Genomic DNA, 24,289 nt, shown 5'->3' with positions numbered 1-24,289 from the left:
ATTGTTCTTGTTTCTAGTAATCGGATTGAACGGGAGGATAGTATACCAATTTTTAAGTGGAATAGCGCCAGACCTAAATTAGATGTCAGTATGGATTTAGGTGACGAGGAGAGAGCTTATCGAAAGATTCGGCGGATGGCTCTAGGCTGATGCAGTCTACAGATTCTAAAAAAAATAGAAGGAAACTTCTTAACAAAAGTAGGATTAAGCATCTAGAAACTAAAAAAATACAGCGAATAGAAAGTAGGATTTTAGTTATGTGTGGAATTGTAGGATTTATTGGAAACCAAGATGCAAAAGAGATTTTATTACAAGGATTGGAAAAATTAGAGTATCGTGGATATGATTCTGCCGGTATTTATATCATTGATGAAGCGAATAAGGGGCATTTATTTAAAGAAAAAGGTCGAATTGCTGCGTTACGTGAGGTTGTTAATAATGAAGTAGCAAGTTCAAAAGGGATTGGACATACGCGTTGGGCAACTCATGGTGTGCCTAGTGTCCGAAATGCTCATCCCCATCAATCAACTAGTGGACGCTTTACGTTAGTTCATAATGGTGTAATTGAGAATTATCAAGCCGTAAGTGATGCTTATTTATCAGGTATTGAATTAGTTAGTGATACGGATACAGAAGTAATTGTACAGTTGATTGCTTGGTTTGCTGAACAGGAAGAATTATCAACATTAGATGCATTTAAAAAGGCGATTGTGACTTTGAAGGGTTCATATGCGTTAGCTTTAATGGATGCAGAAAATCCAGATGTTATCTATGTTGCTAAAAATAAAAGTCCGTTATTAATCGGAAAAGGTGAAGATTTTAACGTAGTATGTAGCGATGCCATGGCAATGATTCAAGTGACGAATCAATTTGTTGAACTGATGGATGGCGAAGTTGTGACAGTTACGAAGGAGCAGATTGAAATTGAGAATTTAGCTGGTGACAAGATTGAGCGTGAAGCTTATACAGCTGAACTAGATTTAAATGATATTGAAAAAGGAACTTACGCATACTACATGTTGAAGGAAATTGATGAGCAGCCAGCTGTGATGCGTAAAATTTTACAACATTATCAAAATACAGAAGGTCAATTAGAGATTGATTCTGTTATCACAGAAACTTTGTTGGCTAGTGATCGTGTCTATATTGTTGCTTGTGGAACTAGTTATAATGCGGGATGGGTTGGAAAACAATTAATTGAAAATTTAACAAATATTCCAACAGAAGTTCATTTATCTAGTGAATTTGGTTATAATATGCCTTTATTGACTGAAAAACCTTTCTTTATCTTCTTAACGCAAAGTGGTGAAACAGCCGATAGTCGCCAAGTATTAGTGAAGACGAATGAATTGGGACATCCGGCTTTAACCATTACTAATGTTCAAGGTTCAACGTTATCAAGGGAAGCACAGTTTACTTTGTTGTTACATGCAGGTCCAGAAATTGCAGTTGCATCAACTAAAGCTTATACTGCACAGATTGCTGTTTTAGCGATTTTGGCAGAAGTAGTTGGGAAGTCTAAAGGATTAGCATCAGATGTTGATATGATTCATGAATTGGGGATTGTTGCTGCTGGTATGGAAACAATTGTTGATAATAAAGAATATTTGGAAGAATTGGCGGCAAACTATTTAAGTATTAGTCGAAATGCATTTTATATTGGTCGTGGAATGGACTATTACGTGGCCATGGAAGCTGCTTTAAAGCTTAAAGAGATTTCATACGTACAAACAGAAGGATTTGCTGCAGGCGAGCTGAAACACGGTACTATTGCCTTAATTGAAGAAGGGACACCTGTATTGGCATTAATTACCGAGGAAAGCATTGCGGGACATACTCGTGGCAATGTTGAGGAAGTTAATTCTCGTGGCGCTCACAGTCTGGTAATTGCAATGGAAAATGTTGCACGTGAAGGAGATCAATTTGTCTTACCACAAGTTCATGCCTTACTGACACCATTGATTAGTGTGATTCCAACACAATTATTAAGTTATTATACAAGTTTACATCGTGGAAATGATGTAGATAAACCTAGAAATCTAGCGAAGAGTGTTACGGTAGAATAAAAAATTAAAATCTATCTAGTTAGTCGATAAGACGATACTAGATAGATTTTTTATGCACTACTACGAGGTTATATAGTTGATTCATATTTAGAAAAATAGGATAAAAAATGAGTGAACTGCTTTATCGAAAAATGTTATAATCAAGAAAGGTATCACTTTTTTGATTAGAAATTTGAAAGGCTTTTTCTGTTTTGATTATACAAGAAGCTGTAACAACACAAATGATTATCGATGCAATTTCGATTCTTTCGGAAATATTGATAGTAGAAATAGGACCAAAAAAAGAAAATCAAAAAATTTATTTTCCTGATTAATGGGATGGATTGTTTAGTAGAACGACTAATTGTTAGAAAAAGCATCAGTCTAAATTCAACTAGCAATATAGCCTTAAAATTATCTAGCCTTAATTTTAAAGCTATGTTTTTTTATGTTAGAATAAATTTAGACTTATTAAAGACATAACATTGTTAAAATTGAGTAAATTCAACAGTTTTATTGAATAAAGAGTGGTATACTTATAAAAAAAGATTTTACTAAAAAAGTGAGAAGTTGGAATGAAATGAGGTGTTATTAACGTGCTAGTATTTGAAATAATTGAACCCTACATAACGGGGATAACCTCCATTTTAGGAATATTTTTTATTCAGGCAGTTTGGTTATCGGTTTCACGGGTGATTGCTGAAAATCGACTTTCAGATAAACAGTTGCTTTATTTTATGGAGATAGGTTCAGGCTTACTAATGACGATGTCTTCAATTTATTTAACGTTGATGTCTGCAGTCGATCATTATTATTACCTTTATGGCAATTTACGCCTAATTATTATCTTAATTCCCGCTATTTTTATTAGTGCGCGTGTTTCGATGATTTCGGTGGTACTTTCTGGTATCTTTAGGTTATTTTATTTTGGTATTACCCCTGTAACAATTATGTATGTCTTAGTTTTTGTCGTTTTTTTAATGATGATTATTATTGCTAAAAAATTATCAAATGGAAACAATTTACGAACCTTAATTTTTAGTTTCCTGGCGGCTATTCCAATTTGGATATTTATTTATAGCAGCAATTTAGATGGAACGCATATTTTTGCGTTTAATTATATGTTGGAAGATTATTTAAATTTTATTGTGATTGGGAGTATTACCTATCTTAGTGCAACTTATTTATATCATCTAAATACGATTTTCTTTAAAACAGTAACAGATAGTTTAACAGATGAATTGACAAAGGCACGAAATTTTAAAGATTTTAATCTGACTTATTTGGCTGAATTTGAGGAAGCAAAAGCACAAGGTGAACCATTAAATCTAGCTTTATTTGATATTGATCACTTTAAGACGGTAAATGATACATATGGTCATTTGGCCGGAAATTACGTACTTGTTGAATTAACAGATGTATTGAGACGAATGGAATCATTGAATTATGGAAATGTTCTTTTTAGAACTGGCGGTGAGGAATTTGCTTTGTTGCTACAAGGAAGATCTTCAACGGAATCTATGGAGATACTTGAAGAAGTAAGGGAAAATGTTGAGAAGCACTTTTTTTATTATGAAAGTAAACAAATCAATATTACCATCTCAATTGGTTTAGCTACGTATTTAGTTACTGACTCAGACGTGAAGGAATTGTATGTAAGAGCAGACGAAGCTTTGTACCGTTCTAAAGAAAATGGTCGAAATAGGGTAAGTCAATAAAAATACGTTCTAAAGTTTGAATCAGACTTTAGAACGTATTTTATTTTGCTTCATAAATTTAAAAATAAGAGGCATTAATATTGCGTTACTTACTTTTTTAATGTAAACTTATTAAATCACTAAAAGTGTATTTTTTTATGCGCATTTTTAGGACAAGAGTTGGAAAAACTACTTGTCTGAGACCTTTACTCTTATGGTAATCGCCTTTTCCCGTCATAGGAAAAGCAAAACAAAGGGAGGATTTATTTATGACGAATCTTTATATTATTATTATTTTAGCTTTATTTGTTGCAGCCATCTATGGTTTTTATTGGATGCAGAAGAAACATGTGAAATTTTCAACACGTGTCTTTGCAGCACTTGGAGTAGGGATTGTGCTAGGTGCAATCATTCAAGTTATTTTTGGTTCAACAGGTGATGTGACTGTTGGAGCGGTTAGTTGGGTTAATGTTGTAGGAAATGGATATATTTCATTATTACAAATGTTAGTTATGCCGTTAATTTTTGTTTCCATTGTTGGAGCATTTACAAAGTTAGGTGTTTCAAAAAATCTTGGGAAAATTAGCTTTACAGTGATTTCAACATTGTTAATCACAACAGCTATTTCTGCATTTATTGGAATTATGAGTGTGTTTATTTTCAATTTAAATGGTGCAACCTTTGTTCAAGGGGATGCTGAGACAGAAAGAATTGAAGTATTGGATCAACGTAAAACAGAAGTTGAGAATTTGACAATTCCTGAACAAATTGTGAGTTTTATTCCAACGAATGTCTTTGCTGATTTATCTGGAACTCGTGGTAGTAGTACTATCGCTGTTGTTATTTTCTCTGCATTCGTCGGAATGGCGTATATCGGAGTCAATAGAAAAGATCCTGAAACGGGAGAGTTTTTTGCAAAATTAATTAATAGCTTGTATAAAATTGTCATGCGTATTGTAACCTTAGTTCTACGTTTAACACCATTTGGAATTTTAGCTTTAATGATTAAAGTAACGGCAACAAGTAATGTTCAAGCAATTTGGAACTTAGGTAAATTTGTTGCAGCATCTTATTCTGCACTATTTGTAGTTTTCTTGATGCACTTATTGATTTTAAGCGTATTGAAAGTTAATCCTATTAAATACATTAAAAAAGTTGGAACAGTTTTAGGATTTGCATTTACCTCACGTTCTAGTGCTGGTGCAATGCCTCTAAATATTGAAACTCAAACAAAGGCATTAGGTGTTGATGAAGCATCAGCTAACTTCGCTGCTAGTTTTGGTGCAACAATTGGACAAAATGGCTGTGCGGGTGTTTATCCTGCTATGTTAGCTGCAATTGTGGCTCCAACTGTTGGAATTGATATATTTAGTCCTTTATATATTTTAACAATTATTGCAGTAGTAACAATTAGTTCATTTGGTGTTGCTGGTGTCGGTGGTGGAGCAACTTTTGCTTCATTGATCGTATTAGGTTCATTGAACTTACCAATTGCTATTGTTGGTTTAGTTATCTCGGTTGAACCATTAATTGATATGGCTCGTACATTAGTTAACGTAAATGATAGTATGGTTGCTGGAATTGTTACATCTAAACGAATCAAAGAATTTAATTCAAAAATCTTAGATGATGAATCTGCAGTTATTGAATCAAGTATTTAAATAAAGTTAAAAGCCTCAAAAATCAGTATTGTTGTACTGATTTTTGAGGCTTTTTTATGTGGAAATCACTGTTAAGTTATTTTATTTAAATGGAATTAATTAGCAATATAAGCGTTTTATTGGAGAAGAACAGATAAGTAATATGATGTTCATAATATATAATGGATAAAGTTTGTTTTAAAAAAAGCTTTTTGTTAAGATGAATAAAAGGAACTAAAAAAATATGTTGGGAGTTATTTAATGATGAAAAAGAGAGTGTTAGTTGTTAGTTCAGTTATTTGTTTATTGGCACCACTAATGTTGGAAGCGAATACAGTTTTAGCTGCTGAAAGTGAAACGGTTGTTAAAAATAGCGAAGAAGGAAGTCCCTTATTAGGCAGTGGTAGCGAGTCTTCTCACAATAATGGAAATGTAGACGAATCTGCAACGGTTGCAGAAGATGTTGCGAAGCCATCAGATGTTTCTGAAGTGGATACGGAATCATCAGAAGTTACTGAACCGGCAATTAGTCCTGAAACTAGTGAAGCAACATCTGCTGATTCAAATGGAGAAAATTCAGCAGATCCGATTCCTGCACTTGAAAGGGTTCCAGCAGTAATTGAAAGCCAAGTAAGAATTTTAGATGTGCCTATTATCAGTCAATTACCAATGTTGCCAACAGGTTGTGAGGCCACAGCTGTAACAATGTTATTGAATTACAAAGGTGTCCAGATTACTAAGGAAGCAGTTGCTAATGAAATGCCTTATCACGATTCTGATCCTAATCTAGGTTATGTTGGTGATCCTTATACAACTGAAGGTTTTACAATTTATCCACCTGCATTTAGAAATTTAGTTACAAAATATGCGGGTTCTTATACTAACTTAACAGGAACAAATTTAAAGGATTTAGAACATAATCTTAAAAAAGAGAAACCTGTTGTAGTTTGGGTCGTGATGCATGGTTTTACAGTTCATGCAATTACGTTAACTGGCTATGATGCTAACGGATTTTATTTTAATGATCCATGGACAGGAGCAAAAAATAGTTATATTGATAAACAATCTTTTAGCCTTACTTGGAATCAACAGGAAAGAAGAGCGTTAACGTATTAATTTAGATAGAGACGTGTATCAATTATAATGAAAAAAAATCCAATGACCCCCATTTTTAATGGTGAGTTCATTGGATTTCTGTTTTTAGCCAAAGAGTGTAGTTACATAGATCATTTACTATTCATATCTCAAGGCTTCGATTGGATCTAATTTAGCTGCTTTTCGTGCTGGATAGATTCCAAAGAAAATTCCGACTGCACTTGAGAACAGCAACACTAATAAGATAACGCCAGGAGTAATGGTTGGAACAATATTTAAGGCACCAGCTACTCCATTTGCTAAGAGAATTCCAAGGATTAGACCGATAATTCCTCCAATTAAAGAGAGGATAACGGATTCCATTAAGAATTGGAAGAGGATCGTATTAGTTGTTGCACCAAGAGCTTTTCTCGTTCCGATTTCTCTAGTTCTTTCAGTAACAGAGACCAGCATAATATTCATGACGCCGATTCCCCCAACAAGGAGTGCAATAGCTGCTACGGCGGCAATAAAGTTAATGAACAAGCCTAATACGTTATTAACTTGATCTAAAGCTTGTAGGAAATTCGTTGCTGTATAGAGGTCTTTCCCCACTGCATCATGACGTGTTTCTAGCAAACGAACCATTTGTTTAGAAACTGATTCGATATCGTCTTTATTCGCCACTTGGATGGTTACATTTGTGATATCACTAGCTGAAGAATCAAGTTTTGCCATTGTTGTAAGTGGCATTGCTAGATAAACAGGCATTTGTGAAGTATCAAATGAACCTTGCATTTTGCTGAAAGTTCCTTTAACAACACCGATAACTTTTAAGCTAAGATTTGTACTACCAGAAGCTGTTAAATTAAGTGTTTCGCCAACAACATCTTTTCGACCATTGAACAAAGCAGTTGCGGTGTCTTCACTGATTACTGTGACATTCTTACTATCTGCGTATTCATTTTGGTTAAAGAAACGGCCATAAAGAATATTTTTATCCATTGTTTGATTGGTATATTGTAAATCTGGTGTTCCACCAAAAGCAATCGCAGTTCGGTTTTCATCACCATTACTTAACGTTCCACGAATACTTTTATCTGGTGAAATACGTTGGATCTTTGAGCTAGCACTTTTTAAAGCTTTGAGATCGGCATCGTTGATATAATCACTTTTTGTGGCTTTATTTCCTACACTTAAGGAAACAGTTGAAGCACCTAAGTCGTCAAAGGTTCCAGTGATTTCACTAGTGGCTCCATTTCCAACGGCTAAAATCGCAATGACCGAAGCAATTCCGATAATAATCCCTAACATGGTTAGAAAGGAGCGCATTTTATTGGCAAAAATGCTGTCTAAAGCCATTTTAAAATTTTCTTTGATATTCATAAAAGCTCTCCTTTCTTAGACTAGTTTTTGGTTTAATTGTAGTTGATCGTCCATGATTTCCCCGTCTCTAAAGGAAACGATGCGTTTTGTATACTCAGCAACTTCAGGTTCATGAGTGACCATGACGATGGTTGTCCCTTCATCATTGAGTTCTTGGAAAATACGCATGATTTCTAGAGTCGTTTTAGAATCTAGATTTCCTGTCGGTTCATCCGCCATTAAAACAGCAGGGGAGTTTACAATCGCGCGGGCAATAGCAACACGTTGTTTTTGACCACCAGAAATTTCATTAGGTCGATGTTTAACACGGTCACTTAAACCTACTCGATCAAGTGCTTTAAGAGCACGTTCACGTCTTTCCTTTGCTGGTATTCCAGCATAAACCATAGGTAATTCAACATTTTCTAAAATCGTCATACGTGGCATTAAATTAAAAGATTGAAAAACAAAACCAATCTCTTTGTTCCGAACATGAGCACTTTCATTATCGCTTAAGCCAGTTACATTCTGATTATTTAAAATATAGGTTCCACTGTCAAATCGATCTAGCAAACCAAGAATATTCATCATAGTTGATTTACCAGAACCACTTGGTCCCATAATCGCTGTAAATTCGCCTTCTGCAATATGCAAAGAAATCTTCTTTAAAGCGACTAGCTCTTCACCACCAGTACGATAGATTTTAACAATATCTTTTAAATCAATCATCTAGTTCACTCCATTCTATTTTACGGTGACAGCTGCGCCATTTTTTAGGCTATCTTCAGGGGAAACAATTACTTTTTGATCTTTTTCTAAGCCTTTAGTAACTTGAACCATGGTATCTGATTGAATACCTGTTTCAATATCCACTTTTTTTGCTTTATTGTCTTTGACAATATAAACGTAAGGCTTATTGTTTTTATCGTATAACAAACTTTCAACTTTAATAGCGAGTGCATTTTCAGCTGTATTTGTAGTAATATCAGCATCAATTTCAAATCCGGCAAATAAACCAGTTGGTGGTGTGTCGAAGGAAATAGTTCCACCTAATGCAGTAGTTGTACCAGTTGCTCCCGTTGTTGTAGTTGCTACAGGATCAAGTTCGCTGATTTTTCCAGCAAATTCTGTTGAGCCACTTGTTAAGGTAACAGGTTGATCGACTTTAACTATGCTTGCATCTGATTTTGATAATTGAATGCTAACTTTTAAGTTGCTAAGATCATCGATTGTAATGCTTGGTTTTCCTGTTTGTGTACTTAAATCGGCTTGATCTTTTTTAACGTTTAAAGCTGTGACGGTTCCATCGATTGCGGCAGTTATTGTCGTTCCATCTATATAACGAACAAGGGCATCGTCTTTTGTAACTTTATCTCCAACTGCAACATTTACTTCCGTAACCAAACCTGTACCAACTCCATTTTGTGTAGCTGTCGGTTCTAAAGTTCCTGTTGTCGCTAGTTTTTCAACGATGGTCTCCTCCTTAACTGCAGAGGTTGTTACTTCAGGTGTTTTTTCAGTTTCTTTTGGTCCAAAAACACTATATCCAATGAAACCAAGTGCTGCAATTGCTACAGCCCATCCTACGATTTTTTTCCAATTCATGTGCCTCATTCCTTCCTAAATAAGTATTTAATGAGAATTATAACATAGTACATTTCGATTTCTAAGGGACTAAAGTCTTAGATTAGTAAAGAAATGACAAGTTGTCATGTTTCACATTATAGCGGTTTTAATTTTGGGTGTCTAGTTAAATGTGTCTATCTTCACAAAAAAGTTTAGACAGCAGTTTTAAAAGATAAACGATACTAATAGGAAGGTAAAATTTTTTATTGCTAGTTAAAAAAGGTGTATACTAGTCTTATGAGATTTAGAATGGGGGGCGTATAAACGATGAAGCAAGAAGTATTTGTAATTGGGGATATTCATGGACAAATCCAACTATTTAATGAAATGTTGACTAAATGGCAACCAGAGACTCAGCAGTTAATTCTAATTGGTGATTTAGGGGATCGTGGTGAAGATCCTAAAGCCTGTTTTTTACTTGCTAAAAAATTAGTGAAAGAGCAAGGTGGAATTTATTTAAAAGGAAATCATGAGGATTTATTCTTACGGTTTTTAGATAACCCTGAAGACTATTATCAGAATTATTGTTTAAATGGTGGGATGCGCACATTAGAAAGTTTGTTACATTCAGGTTTAGATGATGAATACTCACCAACTGAAATGAGTATGATGATTAAAAGTCATTACCCAGATCTAGTTGAATTTTTGAAAGGATTGCCTCTTTATTTTGAATGGCATCAGTATTTATTTGTTCATGCGGGTGTTGATTTAACTAAATCTGATTGGAAGAAAACGACAGATTATGATTTTATGTGGATTCGAGCTCCGTTTCATGAAGGGAAGAACATGACAGGGAAAGTGATTGTGTTTGGTCATACAATTACGCCTGCTTTGTATGGTGATAATGTGACGACTGATTTATGGAAAAGCGATGACAAGATAGGTATTGATGGCGGTGCAGTTTATGGTGGGGCACTTCATGGTGTAATTTTTAGTCCAGAAAAATTAGAACAAGACATTAGTATAAAAAATACAGGCTATGTATGGGATGGTAGTATCTAAAAGAAATAACGAAAAAGAAGAGATTGATTTTCTTCTTTTTTATTTGTCCAAAAATAAAGTAGTGCGTTAATTTTGACACAATTCTGTAGCTATACTATAATTTGTAACGACTGTTTGGTAATGTTAATGGAACTATTATAGAAAACATAACAAAGAATTTAGAAAGAAGGCGAACAATATGATGTTTTTAGGATCGCTATGTTTGATCTTGCTTGTAACAAAACTAGCAGGACATTTTTGTAATCGGATTGGTGTCCCAGCCGTAATTGGTGAACTATTAGTAGGGATTGTTATTGGTCCTGCGATGTTGGGGTGGATTCAACCGGATGAATTTATCCATTACTTTTCAGAAATCGGTGTGATTATCTTAATGTTTATTGCAGGGTTAGAGAGTGATTTGAAGCTGCTGCAAAAATATTGGAAACCAGCATTATCGGTAGCTCTATTAGGCATTCTATTTCCGCTAGCATTAGGTTTTTTCTGTGGGGAAATTTTTAATCTTGGATTCCAAAGCTCTATTTTTCTTGGGGTACTATTTAGTGCAACTTCGGTGAGTATTTCTGTTCAAGTTTTGAAGGATTTGAAAAAAGTAGATACTAAAGAAGGAGCGACTATTTTAGGTGCGGCAGTAGTGGATGATATTGTAGTTGTTATTTTATTAGGTATCTTAGTCAGTGTTTTCCATACAAATGGTGGAACCGAAGAACCGTTTGTAGAAAGCTTATTACGTAAAGTAGTCTTCTTTATTGTGGTTTTTGCCGTTTCAAAATGGGTGATTCCAATTTTAATGAAGATTGCGAATAAACTGTTAATGATTGAAGCTGTTGTTACAATGGCCTTAATTATTTGCTTAGCCTTTGCTTATTTTGCAGATTATATGGGAATGGGTGCGATTATTGGAGCGTTCTTTGCTGGAATTGCTCTTTCTCAAACTAAATACAAACATACAATTGAGCAAAAAATCGAACCAATTGGCTATGCGGTTTTTATTCCAGTTTTTTTTGTAAGTATCGGTTTAAATATGGACTTTAGCGGAATTGGCAAACAATGGATCTTTATTTTAGTTTTAACTGTTGTTGCTGTTTTAACCAAATTAATTGGTGGTGCCTTTGGTGCTAAATTAACTGGTTTTAATTGGAAATCTGCTGCAGTTATTGGTGCTGGGATGGTATCACGAGGGGAAATGGCTTTGATTATTGGAAAATTAGGTTTAGAGTCTAATTTGCTTTCTGAAAGCTATTATTCGGCGATTATTGTGGTAATTATTGCTACAACAGTGATTGCACCATTTTTACTAAAATATACCATTGTAAAACAAGATGAAAGTCTGTTGAAATAGTGTAAATCAATTGAAGAAACTGAACTTTGAGTATTTGAGTTTAGTTTCTTTTTCTGTATTTGCTATCGATGAATGATTACAAATAAAACAAATATATGCTAAAATAAATAAGATAGCTTGAATGAAGAGAGGAAGAAAATGATGGCTGAACAAACAGATGCAACAATCTTACAATTATTAAAAAAAGAATTAAAGGTGTATAGTGAAAAGCAATTAACAACTGTTTTAAACCTATTAGCAGAAGGCAATACAGTGCCTTTTATTGCACGTTATCGTAAAGAAATGACTGGAACCTTAGATGAAGTTCAGATTCGTGAAATTGAGGATCGCTATAATTATTTGCAAAACTTAGAAAAACGTAAAGGTGAAGTTTTACGAATTATTGAAGAACAAGGAAAGCTAACACCAGAATTACAAAAATCAATTGAAACAGCTGAGAAGATGCAATTGGTGGAAGATTTATATCGTCCTTACAAGCAAAAACGTCGTACGAAAGCAACAATTGCTAAAGAAAAAGGTTTGGAACCATTGTCTGAATGGCTGCTGACTTTTCCTGAAAATGCTGATGTTATTCAAGAAGCAAGCAACTATATAGATGAAGAAAAAGAAGTTGCAACAGCTGAAGAAGCATTAGCTGGCGCTCATGAAATCTTAGCTGAACAAATTAGTGATGAGCCTAAATTCAGAATTTGGTTGCGTGAGTTTACAATGCGAAATGGTATTGTTACATCGACAGTAAAGAATGAAGAAAAAGATGAAAAAGGCGTTTATGAAATGTACTATGAATTTAGTGAACCTGTTGCTAAATTAGTTTCGCATCGCATTTTAGCTTTAAATCGTGGTGAAAAAGAAGACATTTTAAAAGTATCGCTTTCTATTGATGAGTTAAGAATTAATAAGTATTTTACACGTGAATTAATAAAAAATGAAAATTCTCCAACGGCACCTTATGTTGTGGCGGCGTTTGAAGATAGTTATAAACGTTTTATTGGTCCTGCGATTGAACGTGAAATTCGTGGTGAGTTAACTGAACTTGCTGATGAACAGGCGATTCATATTTTTGGTGAGAATTTACGAAATTTACTTTTACAAGCACCATTGAAAGGGAAGATGGTACTAGGTTTAGATCCAGCCTATCGTACGGGCTGTAAGTTAGCTGTTATTGATCCAACGGGAAAAGTAACGGATATTGATGTGATTTATCCGCATAAACCAGCAGGTGCTGGGGCTCGTAGTGAAGCGGCTACTAAATTCAAGAAGATTGTCAAAGAGTTTGGGATTGAAATGATTGCGATTGGAAATGGTACAGCAAGTCGTGAATCTGAGCAATTTGTTGTGGATAATTTGAAAGAGATTGATCAAGAGGTTTATTACGTAATTGTCAATGAAGCTGGAGCTTCTGTGTATTCAGCTAGTGATTTGGCTCGTAAAGAATTTCCTGACTTACAAGTAGAACAGCGTAGTGCAGTGAGTATTGCTCGTCGTTTGCAAGATCCATTAGCTGAGCTAGTGAAAATCGATCCTAAGGCAGTTGGCGTAGGACAATATCAACATGACGTTTCACAAAAACGGTTAGAAGAACGTTTGGAATTCGTCGTGGAAACGGCAGTTAACCAAGTCGGTGTCAATGTAAATACGGCTAGTGCGCCTTTGTTACAGCATGTTGCTGGTTTAAATAAAACGACAGCTACGAATGTTGTGGCATATCGTGATGAAAATGGTCGCTTTGAAAGTCGTGCAGCTTTGAAAAAAGTTCCTCGTTTAGGACCTAAAGCTTATGAACAGGCAGTAGGGTTTATGCGAATTGTTGATGGAAAAAATATTCTAGATAATACTGGTATTCATCCAGAAACATATAAAGAAGCGAAAGAAATTTTAGCGATGGCTGACTTAAGCTTGAAAGATGTAGGAAGTACAACAGCAAAAGAAGCTCTAGCGCAATTGAATTTCCAACAAGTAGCTGAAGCAACTGGACTTGGTAAAGAAACTGTTAAAGATATGGTTGAAGCTTTATCACGTCCTGGTCGTGACTTACGTGATGAGCTGCCAGCGCCGTTATTACGCAAAGATGTGTTAACGATGGAAGATTTAAAAGCAGGGATGGAATTACAAGGTACTGTCCGGAACGTTGTAGATTTTGGTGCATTTGTGGATATCGGTGTGAAACAAGATGGAATGGTGCATATTTCAAAATTAAGTAATGGATATGTGAAGCATCCAACTGATGTAGTTGCTGTTGGAGATGTTGTGACAGTTTGGGTTGATTCAATTGACTTGAAAAAAGGACGTATTGCTTTAACTATGTTGAATCAGGAACAAAAATAGAAAGTAGCTAGTCAATAAATTGTTAGTCTAAAGGCTCAATTTATTGGCTTTTTTTCTAAATCGAATCCGATAGTATGGTGCAGAGAATGTCGGATGTGAGCATCAAGCATTGGCTATTATTGTTAGTAGGGGAGGAATGGGAAAATGGATACGATTCAACGTTTAAATCAAACGATTGACTATATAGAAGAGCATCTAGATCAGGAAATCAATACACGGGAATTAGCAAAATTGAATTGTTGTTCAGATTATCATTTTCAACGGATGTTTTCTTTTATTGCAGATGTTTCATTAGCTGAATATATACGTAAAAGACGCTTAACTGCGGCTGCATTTGATTTACAGCATACAGAGATAAAAATTATTGACTTAGCTGTAAAATACGGCTATCAATCAGCAGATTCATTTACAAAAGCTTTTTATCAAATTCATCAAGTAACGCCATCAAAGGCTCGAGAAAAAGGCGTTGAATTAAAATCCTTTCCACCTATTTCTTTTCAATTATCTATTAAGGGAGCGATTGCAATGAAGTATCGAATTGAAGAACGATCAGCATTTAAAGTTGTTGGGATTAAGGAACAGATTAGTACGATTGATGGAGAGAATGCGAAGGAAATTCCTAAGATATGGGAACGGGTAAATCAAGATGGAACGGCTGAGAGAATTGAGGAATTAGCTAATACTACTCCAGATGGAATTTTAGGTGTTTGTGCTAATTTTACTCCAGTTACTATGGATTATTGGGTTGCAGCAGCAACTACTTTAGCAGCACCAACAGATTTTGAAACATTGGAAATTGGTTCTCAGATGTGGGCGATTTTTGAAGTAGTAGGTCCAATGCCTGAGGCTATTCAAGATGCCTGGCAGCGAATTTTCTCAGAATGGTTTCCAAAATCAGGCTATGAACATGCCGATGGTCCTGAGTTTGAATGGTATTCGTTAGAAGATCCAGCACGTGAAGATTATTTAAGTGAAATATGGATTCCGGTTGTTAAAATAAATTAGTAATTGTAAAAAAAGCTGACTTTATCAGGTCAGTTTTTTTCTTCTATAATAAAGTAATTAAGCAGAAGTGAAATAATGTATTTCCCGGGAAATAATAGTGAGTATCCTGTGGTGATTTGTTTTTTTTAGGAATATTTGATACATTAGTAAAATAAATAGAGAAAATTAGTGAATGGATGCGAATGAATGAATCAGATTGAATTACAACAATTAGTTGAAAGAGTTTCGCTAGAATATTTTAGCAAAGCCTTTAAACATCAAGCAACCTTTAATTCACGTTTGAAAACAACAGGAGGACGTTATCATTTAAGTAGTCATAATTTAGATTTTAATTTACAAGTTCTAGAGACTTTTGGAATGACTGAATTTTTAGGTGTCATTAAACATGAGCTTTGTCATTATCATTTGCATTTAGAAGGACGAGGCTACCAACATAAAGATGCTGAGTTTAAAAACTTATTGCTGGCAGTCGGTGGCAGTCGTTTTGTTCAGTCGTTACGTAAAAATGAATCGAAAAAAGCTTATTGGGTCTATTATTGTCAACATTGTCAGTCTAAATTGTATCGTCAACGTCGATTTGATATCAATAAATATGTTTGTGGCTCTTGTAAAGGACGCTTAACTTTGTTGGAGAAACGTGTTGAGATCAGATGTTAATTCGTCAAAGGATAATTGACAAAAAAAGGGTAGCGATTTATACTTAATGAGTTGAATTTGCGGTCATGGCGGAATGGCAGACGCGCTACCTTGAGGGGGTAGTGGGAGTAATCCCGTGGAAGTTCGAGTCTTCTTGACCGCATAAAAAATGCTCTTATCCATGATTAATTAGGATAAGAGCATTTTTTTGTGAAATTAAAAGGATGAGTAGGATTTAAAATAAATCAATTTAATAAAGCTAACGTCAATCCAGTACGGATACTTTCTTTCATAATCTGTACATCTGCTTATTATCAAGTGTAGTAACAGTAATGAGCAAGGTGGTTTAAATGAAAGCGGATGATAAAATTTAACATGACGAATGTTGCAAAAAAGAGTATAATTAGAAGACTCATGTAATTAAAAAATGAAGGGTGGTAAGAACATGGGAAACGTAGCTGCAATTTTTTCTGGTTTCTTTATTTTATTTATTGCTGTTTTTTATATTGCGATAATTGTTGGCGCAATTTTTCTTTGGTATTTTGTAATCAAAAAAGCAATCATTAAAGGAATTGAACAATCGGTTTTGAATAAGGATACGGATAAATATGAACGTGAAATTTATTTACTTAGACTTGAAATTAACAAGTTAAAAGATGGGCAGAACCAATTTAAAGCAACAGATGATGTAGTTGTTGAGGTTTCTAGTGAGACTGTTGATGTAGTTGAAGAGCCTAATGAATCCGTAGAAGTAGTAAGTGAAGAGTTAACAGTTGTCGATCTTACAAAAAAAGAATCAAGTGAAGTGGAAGATATTGAATCGAAAGAATAGTTGGAAAATGGAGGAAAAGAAGAATGGATAGAAAAACTGAATATATTTTAGCATTAATTGGATCGATTATTAGTGCGTTGATTTCAGGATTAATGATTTTATTTTCAGCAATAATGGCTTTTAGCCTTTCAGCAACAAATGCACTTAATACAGGAGATGACTACTATTACGATACATATAGTAGCGCAGCTGATTATTCCAATACAGATGCAAAAATAGGACTAGCATTTTTTGTTATTATTACAGTTTTTTGTATTGGTATGACAATTTTAGGTTTTATTGGTTCATTTAAAATTAAGAACAATAAACAGGGCTGGGGAATTGTTGTTTTGATTTTAGGAATTTTTAGTATCGCAAGTTTTCAAGGAATCTTGTGGTTAATTGCTGGAATTATGATGCTTAGCCGTAAAACACCAGCACCAATTAAAACAGCTAGTGGACAGTCTACAACATTACTAGATGATATGGAACAATTGAAAAAATTACGGGATCAAGGAATTATCTCGGAAGAAGAATACCAAATTAAAAAAAATGAGTGGATTGATTTTTAAGAAAACTTTGCTGTATAGATTGACATGATAGATGTTAATTTATGCAGTTTTTTTGTGCTGTAAAAAAAATAGTGAAATTAAATTTCACTAAAAAAAACAATAGAAATTGTCTGACATTTAATTATTAATTATTGATTTTTATTAAATGAAAATTTAGTTAAAAAATGACTTGCATTGAAGCTATGCTTACTATAGAATAAAGGTCTATCTGAAATGTGATGTTTAAGAAATGGTAAAAATTACTTAAATCAAAGCATAAATAATCTCTATTAGTCCATTACACTTTTAGGAAGATTAGTCAGGAATTTAAGGAGGAAGACAGTTTATGGGAATTTTATTCCAACAAATGAAAAAATTTAAATTCTATACTTTTTTGTCAATTGTTTTAACGGCTGCCACAGTTGTATCACAATTATGGCAACCTAAACTATTACAACAAGTGTTAGAAGCAATTTTGAAAGATGATCTGGATAATATTAATTCAATTGGTGTGGTTTTGATTGGTGTAGCAGCAATAGGATTAATTGCAGGAATTTTAAATACAATTACTTCAGCGAAGGTTGCCCAAGAAGTTGGAGCGAATTTACGTGAAGAAAGTTTCCGTAAAATTCAAACTTTTTCTTTTAGTAATATTGAGCGTTTTTCTACAGGAAATCTAGTTGTACGTTTAACCAATGATATTACGCAAGTCCAGAATTTAGTGATGTTGGCTTTACAATCACTTGTGCGGATTCCGTTATTATTTATCGGTAGTTTTATTTTAGCGATGTATACATTACCTAGTTTGTGGTGGGTAATTGTTGTATTAGTTGTCCTAGTATTTATTATTGTATTTGTTACTTTTGGTGCAATGGGTAAACATTTTGGCATGATTCAAGGATTTCTGGACAAAGTGAATGGAATTGCTAAAGAAAATTTAGCGGGAATTCGTGTTGTAAAATCTTTTGTTCAAGAGGAAAATGAGTTAAAACGATTTACGAAGGTGAGTGACCTATTAACCAAGCATACCATTACGGTAGGAAATTTATTTTCAATTATGATTCCGGCATTTATGTTAGTTTCTAATCTAGCAATTGTAGTGTCTATTTATTTTGTTGGAGATATGGTAAAAGATGATCCAGCTGTAATCGGAGCAATTGCTTCGTTTATGAGTTATTTAATGCAGATTATGATGGCAATTATTATTGGTGGAATGTTAATGATGATGGCTTCAAGAGCAATGATTTCTTTAGGTCGGATTGGCGAAATCTTAAAAACAAATCCTGATATTACGTATGAAGATTCAGATGAAACGGCACCTTTAACAGGTAGTGTTGAGTTTAAACATGTAAGTTTCCAATATGATGGAGATGATACGCCAGCTTTAAAGGATATTTCTTTTTCAGCACAACCAGGTGAACTAGTCGGAATTGTTGGCGCAACAGGTTCAGGGAAGTCAACATTAGCACAATTAATTCCACGATTGTATGATCCAACAGAAGGTGAAATTTTTATTGGAAATGAACCTTTGAAAAAAATTAGTAAAGTAAGTTTAAGAAAAACCGTTGCTTTAGTTTCACAACGAGCAATTCTATTCTCGGGAACAATTGCTGAAAATTTACGCCAAGGTAAAAAAGATGCAACTATGCCAGAAATGGAAAAAGCTTCGGCAATAGCTCAAGCAAAAGAATTTATTGAAAAACAAGCTCAACGGTATGATTCGATGGTGGAAGAACGTGGATTGAACTATTCAGGTGGTCAAAAACAACGTTTGTCAATTACTCGTGGAATCATTGGAAATCCAAATGTTTTAATATTGGATGATAGTACGAGTGCATTAGATGCTCGCTCTGAAAAGCTTGTCAAAGAAGCCTTGGATAAGGAACTAGATGATACAACAACCTTTATTATTGCTCAAAAAATCTCTTCAGTAATTCAAGCAGATAAGATTTTGGTTTTAGATGAGGGACGTTTGGTGAATGTAGGTAATCATAAAGAATTATTGAAGGAAAGTGCGGTTTACCGTGAAATATATGATACGCAAAAAGGAAAAGAGGTGGCTGAATAATGACTGAATTTAAACGAACAGTAAGCTTTTTCTGGGACTATCTTCGTCACTTTAAGCTACGTCTAAGTGTAATTATTATTGCGATTATTGGGTCAACTTATTTACAGGTGAAGGCTCCTAAGTATATTAGTGAGGCGATTCAAGAGTTAGCTAATTATGCAACACGTTTATTTACTACAGGTGTTGATGATAAAAGTGATTTTGTGCATATTATATGGATGTTAGTCATCTTTTATGTCTTATTAGCAGGTGGAACGTTCATTCAAAATATTTTGATGGCTGGTGTTGCAGGTCATTCAACGAATAAAATGCGTTTAGATTTATTTAAACGGATGGAAAAATTATCGATTCGCTTTTTTGATAGTCATCGTGATGGTGAAATGTTAAGCCGTTTTACAAGTGATTTAGATAATATTTCAAATACGTTGAATCAAGCGTTGACACAAGTTTTATCAAATTTAGCATTGATGATTGGTGTTATTATTATGATGTTCCAACAAAATGTGAAGCTTTCATGGATTACGTTAGCGGCTTCACCATTTGCAATTTTGGCAGCGACTTTAGTGATTCGTCAAGCACGCAAATATGTTAATTTACAACAAGACAGTATTGGTGAATTGAATGGGTATATTGATGAAAAAATCTCTGGTCAAAAGGTGATTATTACGAATGGATTAGAGGAAGAAACGATTGACGGTTTTATTGGATACAATAATACTGTGAAAAAAGCTACCTATAAGGGACAAGTTTATTCAGGATTGTTATTCCCAATGATGCAAGGAATTTCCTTGTTTAATACTGCAATTGTCATTTTCTTTGGTGGATCAATGGCATTAGACGGTCAAGTGGATCGGACAGTAGCTTTAGGATTAATCGTGATGTTTGTTCAATATTCACAACAATTCTATATGCCGTTGACTCAGATTTCTTCGCAATATAGTATGTTACAACTAGCGATTACTGGGGCACGTCGTGTTAGTGAGATTTTTGATGAAACTCCTGAATTTGAGCGCCCAGATGTTAAGGCAATCGACGGTATTCATGAAGAAGTTCGTCTAGATCATGTTGATTTTGCTTATGTATCAGAAAAACCAGTTCTAAAAGATGTGAGTATTTCTGCGAAAAAAGGTCAAATGGTGGCCTTAGTTGGACCAACGGGATCTGGTAAAACAACGATTATGAATCTATTGAATCGTTTCTATAATGTTGATAATGGTGCAATTTATATCGATGGAACAGATATTCGAGATATTCAATTAGCCTCTTTGAGAAAAGAAATTGGAATTGTATTACAAGACTCGGTTCTATTTTCAGGAACGATTCGTGATAACATTGTCTTTGGCAAAACTGATGCAACAGATGAAGAAATTGAAAGTGCCACAAAACAAGCACATATTCATGACTTTATTATGAGTTTGGAAAAAGGATATGAAACTGAGATTAGTGATGAAAATAGTATTTTTAGTGTTGGGCAAAAGCAATTAATTAGTATTGCTCGTACAATTATTACGAATCCATCATTATTGATTCTAGATGAAGCGACAAGTAATGTGGATACGGTAACCGAAAGTAAGATTCAAAAAGCGATGGAAAATATTATTGCTGGTCGAACAAGCTTTGTAATTGCCCATCGTTTAAAAACGATTTTAAATGCAGATTACATTGTGGTTTTAAAAGAAGGAACGGTTATTGAAGAAGGAACTCATGAGTCTTTATTAAAAGAAAAAGGTTTCTATTCAGAACTTTATCACAATCAATTTGTTTTAGAAGATGCTTAAGTTTTAATTTAACCTCCTGGTAACTACTTGCCAGGAGGTTATTTTTTTATTTTGATCACAAGTGAAAAATAGAATAAGGCTTGTAAATGGAAATGATGAAATTTTTATTCTTCTATTGGTTATTACTTATGTAACATGCTAAACTGTTAGGTAAGTAAACAAGTTTTTAATTTAGAAGGTGGCTATTGAATGTTTAATTTATTTATTATGATGATGGAGCGAGTAGGATTAATTGTTTTGCTAGCTTTTTTATTAGTTAATGTTGCTTATTTTAAAAATATTTTATTAACGCGTGAAAAGTTATCTTCAAAGTTACAGTTAAGTGGTATTTTTGCGTTATTTGCCATTATTTCTAATTTTACTGGAGTTGAGATTACTGCAAATCGAATTATTTCTACAGATCTGTTAACCGTTCTATCTGAACATGCTTCGATTGCCAACACACGAACACTTGCGATTGGTGTTTCAGGATTAATTGGTGGACCATTTGTTGGAATTATCGTTGGATTAATTGCCGGAACTCACCGTTTCTTTCAAGGTGGAGGAAGTTCAGTCTTTTATATTTTTTCTTCCCCTTTAGTTGGTCTTTTATCGGGTTTGGTTGGAGCAAAGATGGCTAAGTCTAAGCGCTTTCCTTCACCATGGCAAGCTGCTTTAATTGGGGCTTTAATGGAAATTGTTCAAATGCTGTTTGTTTTTTTATTTAGTGGTACATTGAGTGAAGGCTGGGATTTAGTTAAATTTATTGCTTTTCCAATGATTCTTTTAAATAGTGTGGGGACTTTTATTTTTTTATCAATTATTACAACAACCTTACGTCAAGAAGAGCAAATGCGAGCGGTTCAAACACATGATGTATTAGAATTAGCGGCTAAAACATTGCCTTATTTTAGAGAAGGGCTAACTGAAGCTTCTTGTCGTGAAGTAGCTAAAATAATTAAACGCTATACAAAGGTAGCAGCGATTAGCATGACGGATACACATCAAATCTTGGCTCATGTTGGTGTCGGAAGTGATCATCATATTCCAGAGCTTGAAGTCATTACCGAACTTTCTAAAGCGGTATTGCAAACAGGCAAAATTCAGATTGCTACTTCTAAACGTGAGATTGGTTGTAGCGAGCCAAATTGTCAATTACATGCTGCAATTGTTATTCCGTTGACATCGCAGCAGCGTGTTGTGGGAACCTTAAAAATGTATTTTACAGATTCAAATAAATTAACACATGTTGAAGAGCAGCTGGCTGAAGGGTTAGGCAGTATTTTTTCGAGCCAGCTGGAACTTGGTGAGGCTGAAGTACAATCTAAGTTATTGAAAGATGCCGAAATAAAATCTTTGCAAGCACAAGTAAATCCGCATTTTTTCTTTAATGCTATGAATACAATTTCAGCTTTAATGCGCCAAAAACCAGAACAAGCGCGTGAATTATTGTTACAATTAAGCACTTATTTTAGAGCCAATTTACAAGGAGCTAGACAGGTTTTGATTCCTCTAGAAGATGAACGCCGTCACGTTGCGGCTTACTTATCTTTAGAACAAGCCCGATTCCCTAATCGTTACCAAGTAGATTTTATGATTGATGATGAGTTAAGTAAAATCTTATTGCCTCCTTTCTTATTACAAGTCTTAGTCGAGAATGCAATTCGTCATGCTTTTGGAAATCGGAAAATAGATAATCAAATTAATGTACAAGTTATCCGTCAAGTTAATTATTTGAAAATCAGTGTAGAAGATAATGGTTTTGGAATTGCCCCTGAGAAAAGACAGCAGATTGGATTAGAAGTAGTTGACTCTGAGAAGGGGACTGGGACGGCTTTAGAAAATTTGAATAAACGTTTAATTGGATTATTTGGTAAAGAGTCGCAGCTGCATTTTCATGAAAATAGTTTTGGTGGGACAACGGTTTTGTTAATGATTCCCATTGAAAGAAAGGAAGGTGAGTAGATGCATATTTTAATTGTTGATGATGAACCTTTGGCGCGAGATGAGCTAGGGTATTTGATTACTAAAAACTATCCAGCTAGTTCAATTGATGAAGCAGAATCTGTTACTGAAGCGTTGGAGAAGATGTTAAATCAACGCCCTGATTTAGTTTTTTTAGATATTCATTTAACGGATGAAAGTGGTTTTGAGTTAGCCAATAAGTTCAAACGAATGAAAAATCCACCACAAATAATTTTTGCAACAGCATATGATGAATATGCACTTCAAGCTTTTGAAGCTAATGCAATTGACTATATCTTAAAACCTTTTGAAGAACAACGAATTAGACAAGCGATTGAGAAAGTAACGACTAATCCAAAACAGAATGAAAATGAACCTAATGTTACGACCAATTTAGCTGTTCAAATGGAGGAACGGATTTTTATTGTAGCAGTGGCCGATATTTTATATTTAAGTGTTGATAATGGGGAAACTCATATCGTTACTCAAAAGCGCCAGTATGATACAAATGAAACGCTAAGCCGCATAGAAACGAAACTAGATAGTCAGAAATTTCTTAGAACTCATCGTAGTTTTATTGTTAATATTCAAGCAATCCGTGAGATTCAGCCTTGGTTTAATCATACGTATCAGATTACAGTAACCAATGGTGTAAAAATTCCTGTTAGTCGTTCTTATGTGAAACGATTAAAGGAACATTTAGGATTAAAATAAGATAAGTAAGAAGTAGTGATTTTGGATACTTTCCAAGGTTGCTACTTTTTAGTTTGGGTCACTCACCAATTGATTGTGGCATTTCACTAGTGAATAGTGTTAATTCAACATTGAAAGCGCATAAATAAATAGAATTGTTCTATACTAAGGTCATAAAGGAACAACAAAATTAATTGTTAGTGATTCACTGCTGTTTCACGAATAGATTATAAGGAGTGAGAAATGATGGAAACTAAAAAAGTATATTCATTTTTACAACAAGCATTTATTTTTTCTTTAATTATGTTGGTGGCTAATTTAATTGTTGGCGTTTTACCATTTCCAATGCCAGCATCGGTTATGGGACTCATATTACTTTTTATTGCTTTATGTACCAAATTAGTAAAATTAGAACAAGTTGAAAAATTAGGCACTAGTCTAACAGGTTTAATTAGCTTTTTATTTGTACCATCTGGAATTTCAGTGATCAACTCATTAGGAATTATGGGGAAATATGGTATCCAAATTGTCTTAATCATTATTATTGCAACGACTATTCTGTTAGCTATTACTGGTTGGACAGCCAGTGCATTATTGAATTTCAAGGCAAATCAAGATTTCTCTTTTAATGGCTTAAAAAGAGCGTTCACAATTAAAAAACAGTCTAAAAATTTAGAAGAGGTGAAATAA

19 protein-coding genes and 1 tRNA gene are annotated in these 24,289 nt (G+C 34.2%); 17 read left to right on the top strand and 3 right to left on the bottom strand.

The window, feature by feature from the left end; genetic code table 11:
* Positions 1 to 257 precede the first annotated feature (257 nt).
* From glmS to BR43_RS19040, 4 genes are all read left to right on the top strand, one after another.
* Positions 258 to 2,066, top strand: coding sequence for a glutamine--fructose-6-phosphate transaminase (isomerizing) (gene glmS, locus BR43_RS07050; protein WP_034560578.1), 1,809 nt, complete (start codon positions 258 to 260; stop codon positions 2,064 to 2,066).
* A 575-nt stretch (positions 2,067 to 2,641) separates the two neighbouring features.
* Complete coding sequence (locus BR43_RS07045; RefSeq protein WP_034560576.1) at positions 2,642 to 3,763, top strand: GGDEF domain-containing protein; 1,122 nt, start codon at positions 2,642 to 2,644, stop codon at positions 3,761 to 3,763.
* Between the two features lie 248 nt (positions 3,764 to 4,011).
* Positions 4,012 to 5,403, top strand: a complete 1,392-nt coding sequence (locus BR43_RS07040; RefSeq protein WP_034560573.1) for an L-cystine transporter — start codon at positions 4,012 to 4,014, stop codon at positions 5,401 to 5,403.
* A 240-nt stretch (positions 5,404 to 5,643) separates the two neighbouring features.
* Complete coding sequence (locus tag BR43_RS19040; protein WP_051933856.1) at positions 5,644 to 6,498, top strand: C39 family peptidase; 855 nt, start codon at positions 5,644 to 5,646, stop codon at positions 6,496 to 6,498.
* Between the two features lie 117 nt (positions 6,499 to 6,615).
* On the opposite strand, the gene BR43_RS07030 is transcribed toward BR43_RS19040, so the two are convergent.
* Genes BR43_RS07030 through BR43_RS07020 form a run of 3 tightly spaced genes read right to left on the bottom strand, consistent with a single transcriptional unit; the run spans position 6,616 to position 9,426 of the window.
* The gene (locus BR43_RS07030; RefSeq protein WP_034560571.1) at positions 6,616 to 7,842 is read right to left on the bottom strand and encodes an ABC transporter permease; all 1,227 of its coding nucleotides are present in this window, start codon (positions 7,840 to 7,842) and stop codon (positions 6,616 to 6,618) included.
* 15 nt (positions 7,843 to 7,857) lie between these two features.
* On the bottom strand, positions 7,858 to 8,550 hold the full coding sequence (locus BR43_RS07025; protein ID WP_034560568.1) for an ABC transporter ATP-binding protein: 693 nt from the start codon (positions 8,548 to 8,550) through the stop codon (positions 7,858 to 7,860).
* Between the two features lie 15 nt (positions 8,551 to 8,565).
* A complete protein-coding gene (locus tag BR43_RS07020; RefSeq protein WP_034560564.1) occupies positions 8,566 to 9,426 on the bottom strand; it encodes an efflux RND transporter periplasmic adaptor subunit in 861 nt (286 codons plus the stop codon).
* A gap of 288 nt (positions 9,427 to 9,714) precedes the next feature.
* Between BR43_RS07020 and BR43_RS07015 the strand changes: the two genes are divergently transcribed.
* From BR43_RS07015 to lrgA, 13 genes are all read left to right on the top strand, one after another.
* On the top strand, positions 9,715 to 10,449 hold the full coding sequence (locus BR43_RS07015; protein WP_034560562.1) for a metallophosphoesterase: 735 nt from the start codon (positions 9,715 to 9,717) through the stop codon (positions 10,447 to 10,449).
* Positions 10,450 to 10,627: 178 nt separating this feature from the next.
* Positions 10,628 to 11,788, top strand: coding sequence for a cation:proton antiporter (locus BR43_RS07010; RefSeq protein ID WP_034560561.1), 1,161 nt, complete (start codon positions 10,628 to 10,630; stop codon positions 11,786 to 11,788).
* 141 nt (positions 11,789 to 11,929) lie between these two features.
* The gene (locus BR43_RS07005) at positions 11,930 to 14,113 is read left to right on the top strand and encodes a Tex family protein (RefSeq protein ID WP_034560559.1); all 2,184 of its coding nucleotides are present in this window, start codon (positions 11,930 to 11,932) and stop codon (positions 14,111 to 14,113) included.
* A gap of 144 nt (positions 14,114 to 14,257) precedes the next feature.
* Positions 14,258 to 15,118 carry an AraC family transcriptional regulator gene (locus BR43_RS07000; protein WP_034560557.1) on the top strand — a complete coding sequence of 287 codons (861 nt, stop codon included), beginning with the start codon at positions 14,258 to 14,260 and terminating at the stop codon, positions 15,116 to 15,118.
* Positions 15,119 to 15,304: 186 nt separating this feature from the next.
* Positions 15,305 to 15,775 carry a SprT family protein gene (locus tag BR43_RS06995; RefSeq protein WP_034560555.1) on the top strand — a complete coding sequence of 157 codons (471 nt, stop codon included), beginning with the start codon at positions 15,305 to 15,307 and terminating at the stop codon, positions 15,773 to 15,775.
* Between the two features lie 59 nt (positions 15,776 to 15,834).
* Positions 15,835 to 15,917, top strand: a tRNA-Leu gene (locus BR43_RS06990).
* Between the two features lie 282 nt (positions 15,918 to 16,199).
* Positions 16,200 to 16,586 carry a hypothetical protein gene (locus tag BR43_RS20440; RefSeq protein WP_245617834.1) on the top strand — a complete coding sequence of 129 codons (387 nt, stop codon included), beginning with the start codon at positions 16,200 to 16,202 and terminating at the stop codon, positions 16,584 to 16,586.
* A 23-nt stretch (positions 16,587 to 16,609) separates the two neighbouring features.
* Positions 16,610 to 17,137, top strand: a complete 528-nt coding sequence (locus BR43_RS06980) for a DUF4064 domain-containing protein (RefSeq protein WP_034560553.1) — start codon at positions 16,610 to 16,612, stop codon at positions 17,135 to 17,137.
* Between the two features lie 325 nt (positions 17,138 to 17,462).
* Complete coding sequence (locus tag BR43_RS06975) at positions 17,463 to 19,184, top strand: ABC transporter ATP-binding protein (RefSeq protein ID WP_034560551.1); 1,722 nt, start codon at positions 17,463 to 17,465, stop codon at positions 19,182 to 19,184.
* Positions 19,184 to 20,962, top strand: coding sequence for an ABC transporter ATP-binding protein (locus BR43_RS06970; RefSeq protein WP_034560545.1), 1,779 nt, complete (start codon positions 19,184 to 19,186; stop codon positions 20,960 to 20,962). The genes BR43_RS06975 and BR43_RS06970 overlap by 1 nt, the downstream gene beginning before the upstream one ends.
* A 189-nt stretch (positions 20,963 to 21,151) precedes the next feature.
* Positions 21,152 to 22,906 (top strand): sensor histidine kinase, encoded by a 1,755-nt coding sequence (locus BR43_RS06965; protein ID WP_034560543.1) that lies wholly within the window; start codon positions 21,152 to 21,154, stop codon positions 22,904 to 22,906.
* Entirely contained in the window at positions 22,907 to 23,620 is a 714-nt protein-coding gene (locus BR43_RS06960) for a LytTR family transcriptional regulator DNA-binding domain-containing protein (RefSeq protein WP_034560541.1), read from the top strand.
* A gap of 225 nt (positions 23,621 to 23,845) precedes the next feature.
* Positions 23,846 to 24,289: an antiholin-like murein hydrolase modulator LrgA gene (lrgA, locus tag BR43_RS06955; RefSeq protein WP_034560539.1), complete on the top strand. Its 444-nt coding sequence runs from the start codon at positions 23,846 to 23,848 to the stop codon at positions 24,287 to 24,289.

Origin of the sequence: Carnobacterium gallinarum DSM 4847 (assembly GCF_000744375.1) — a bacterium.
Taxonomy (GTDB): domain Bacteria; phylum Bacillota; class Bacilli; order Lactobacillales; family Carnobacteriaceae; genus Carnobacterium; species Carnobacterium gallinarum.
Note: the sequence above shows the minus strand (reverse complement) of the source record. Positions and strands in the feature narration are given on the sequence as shown.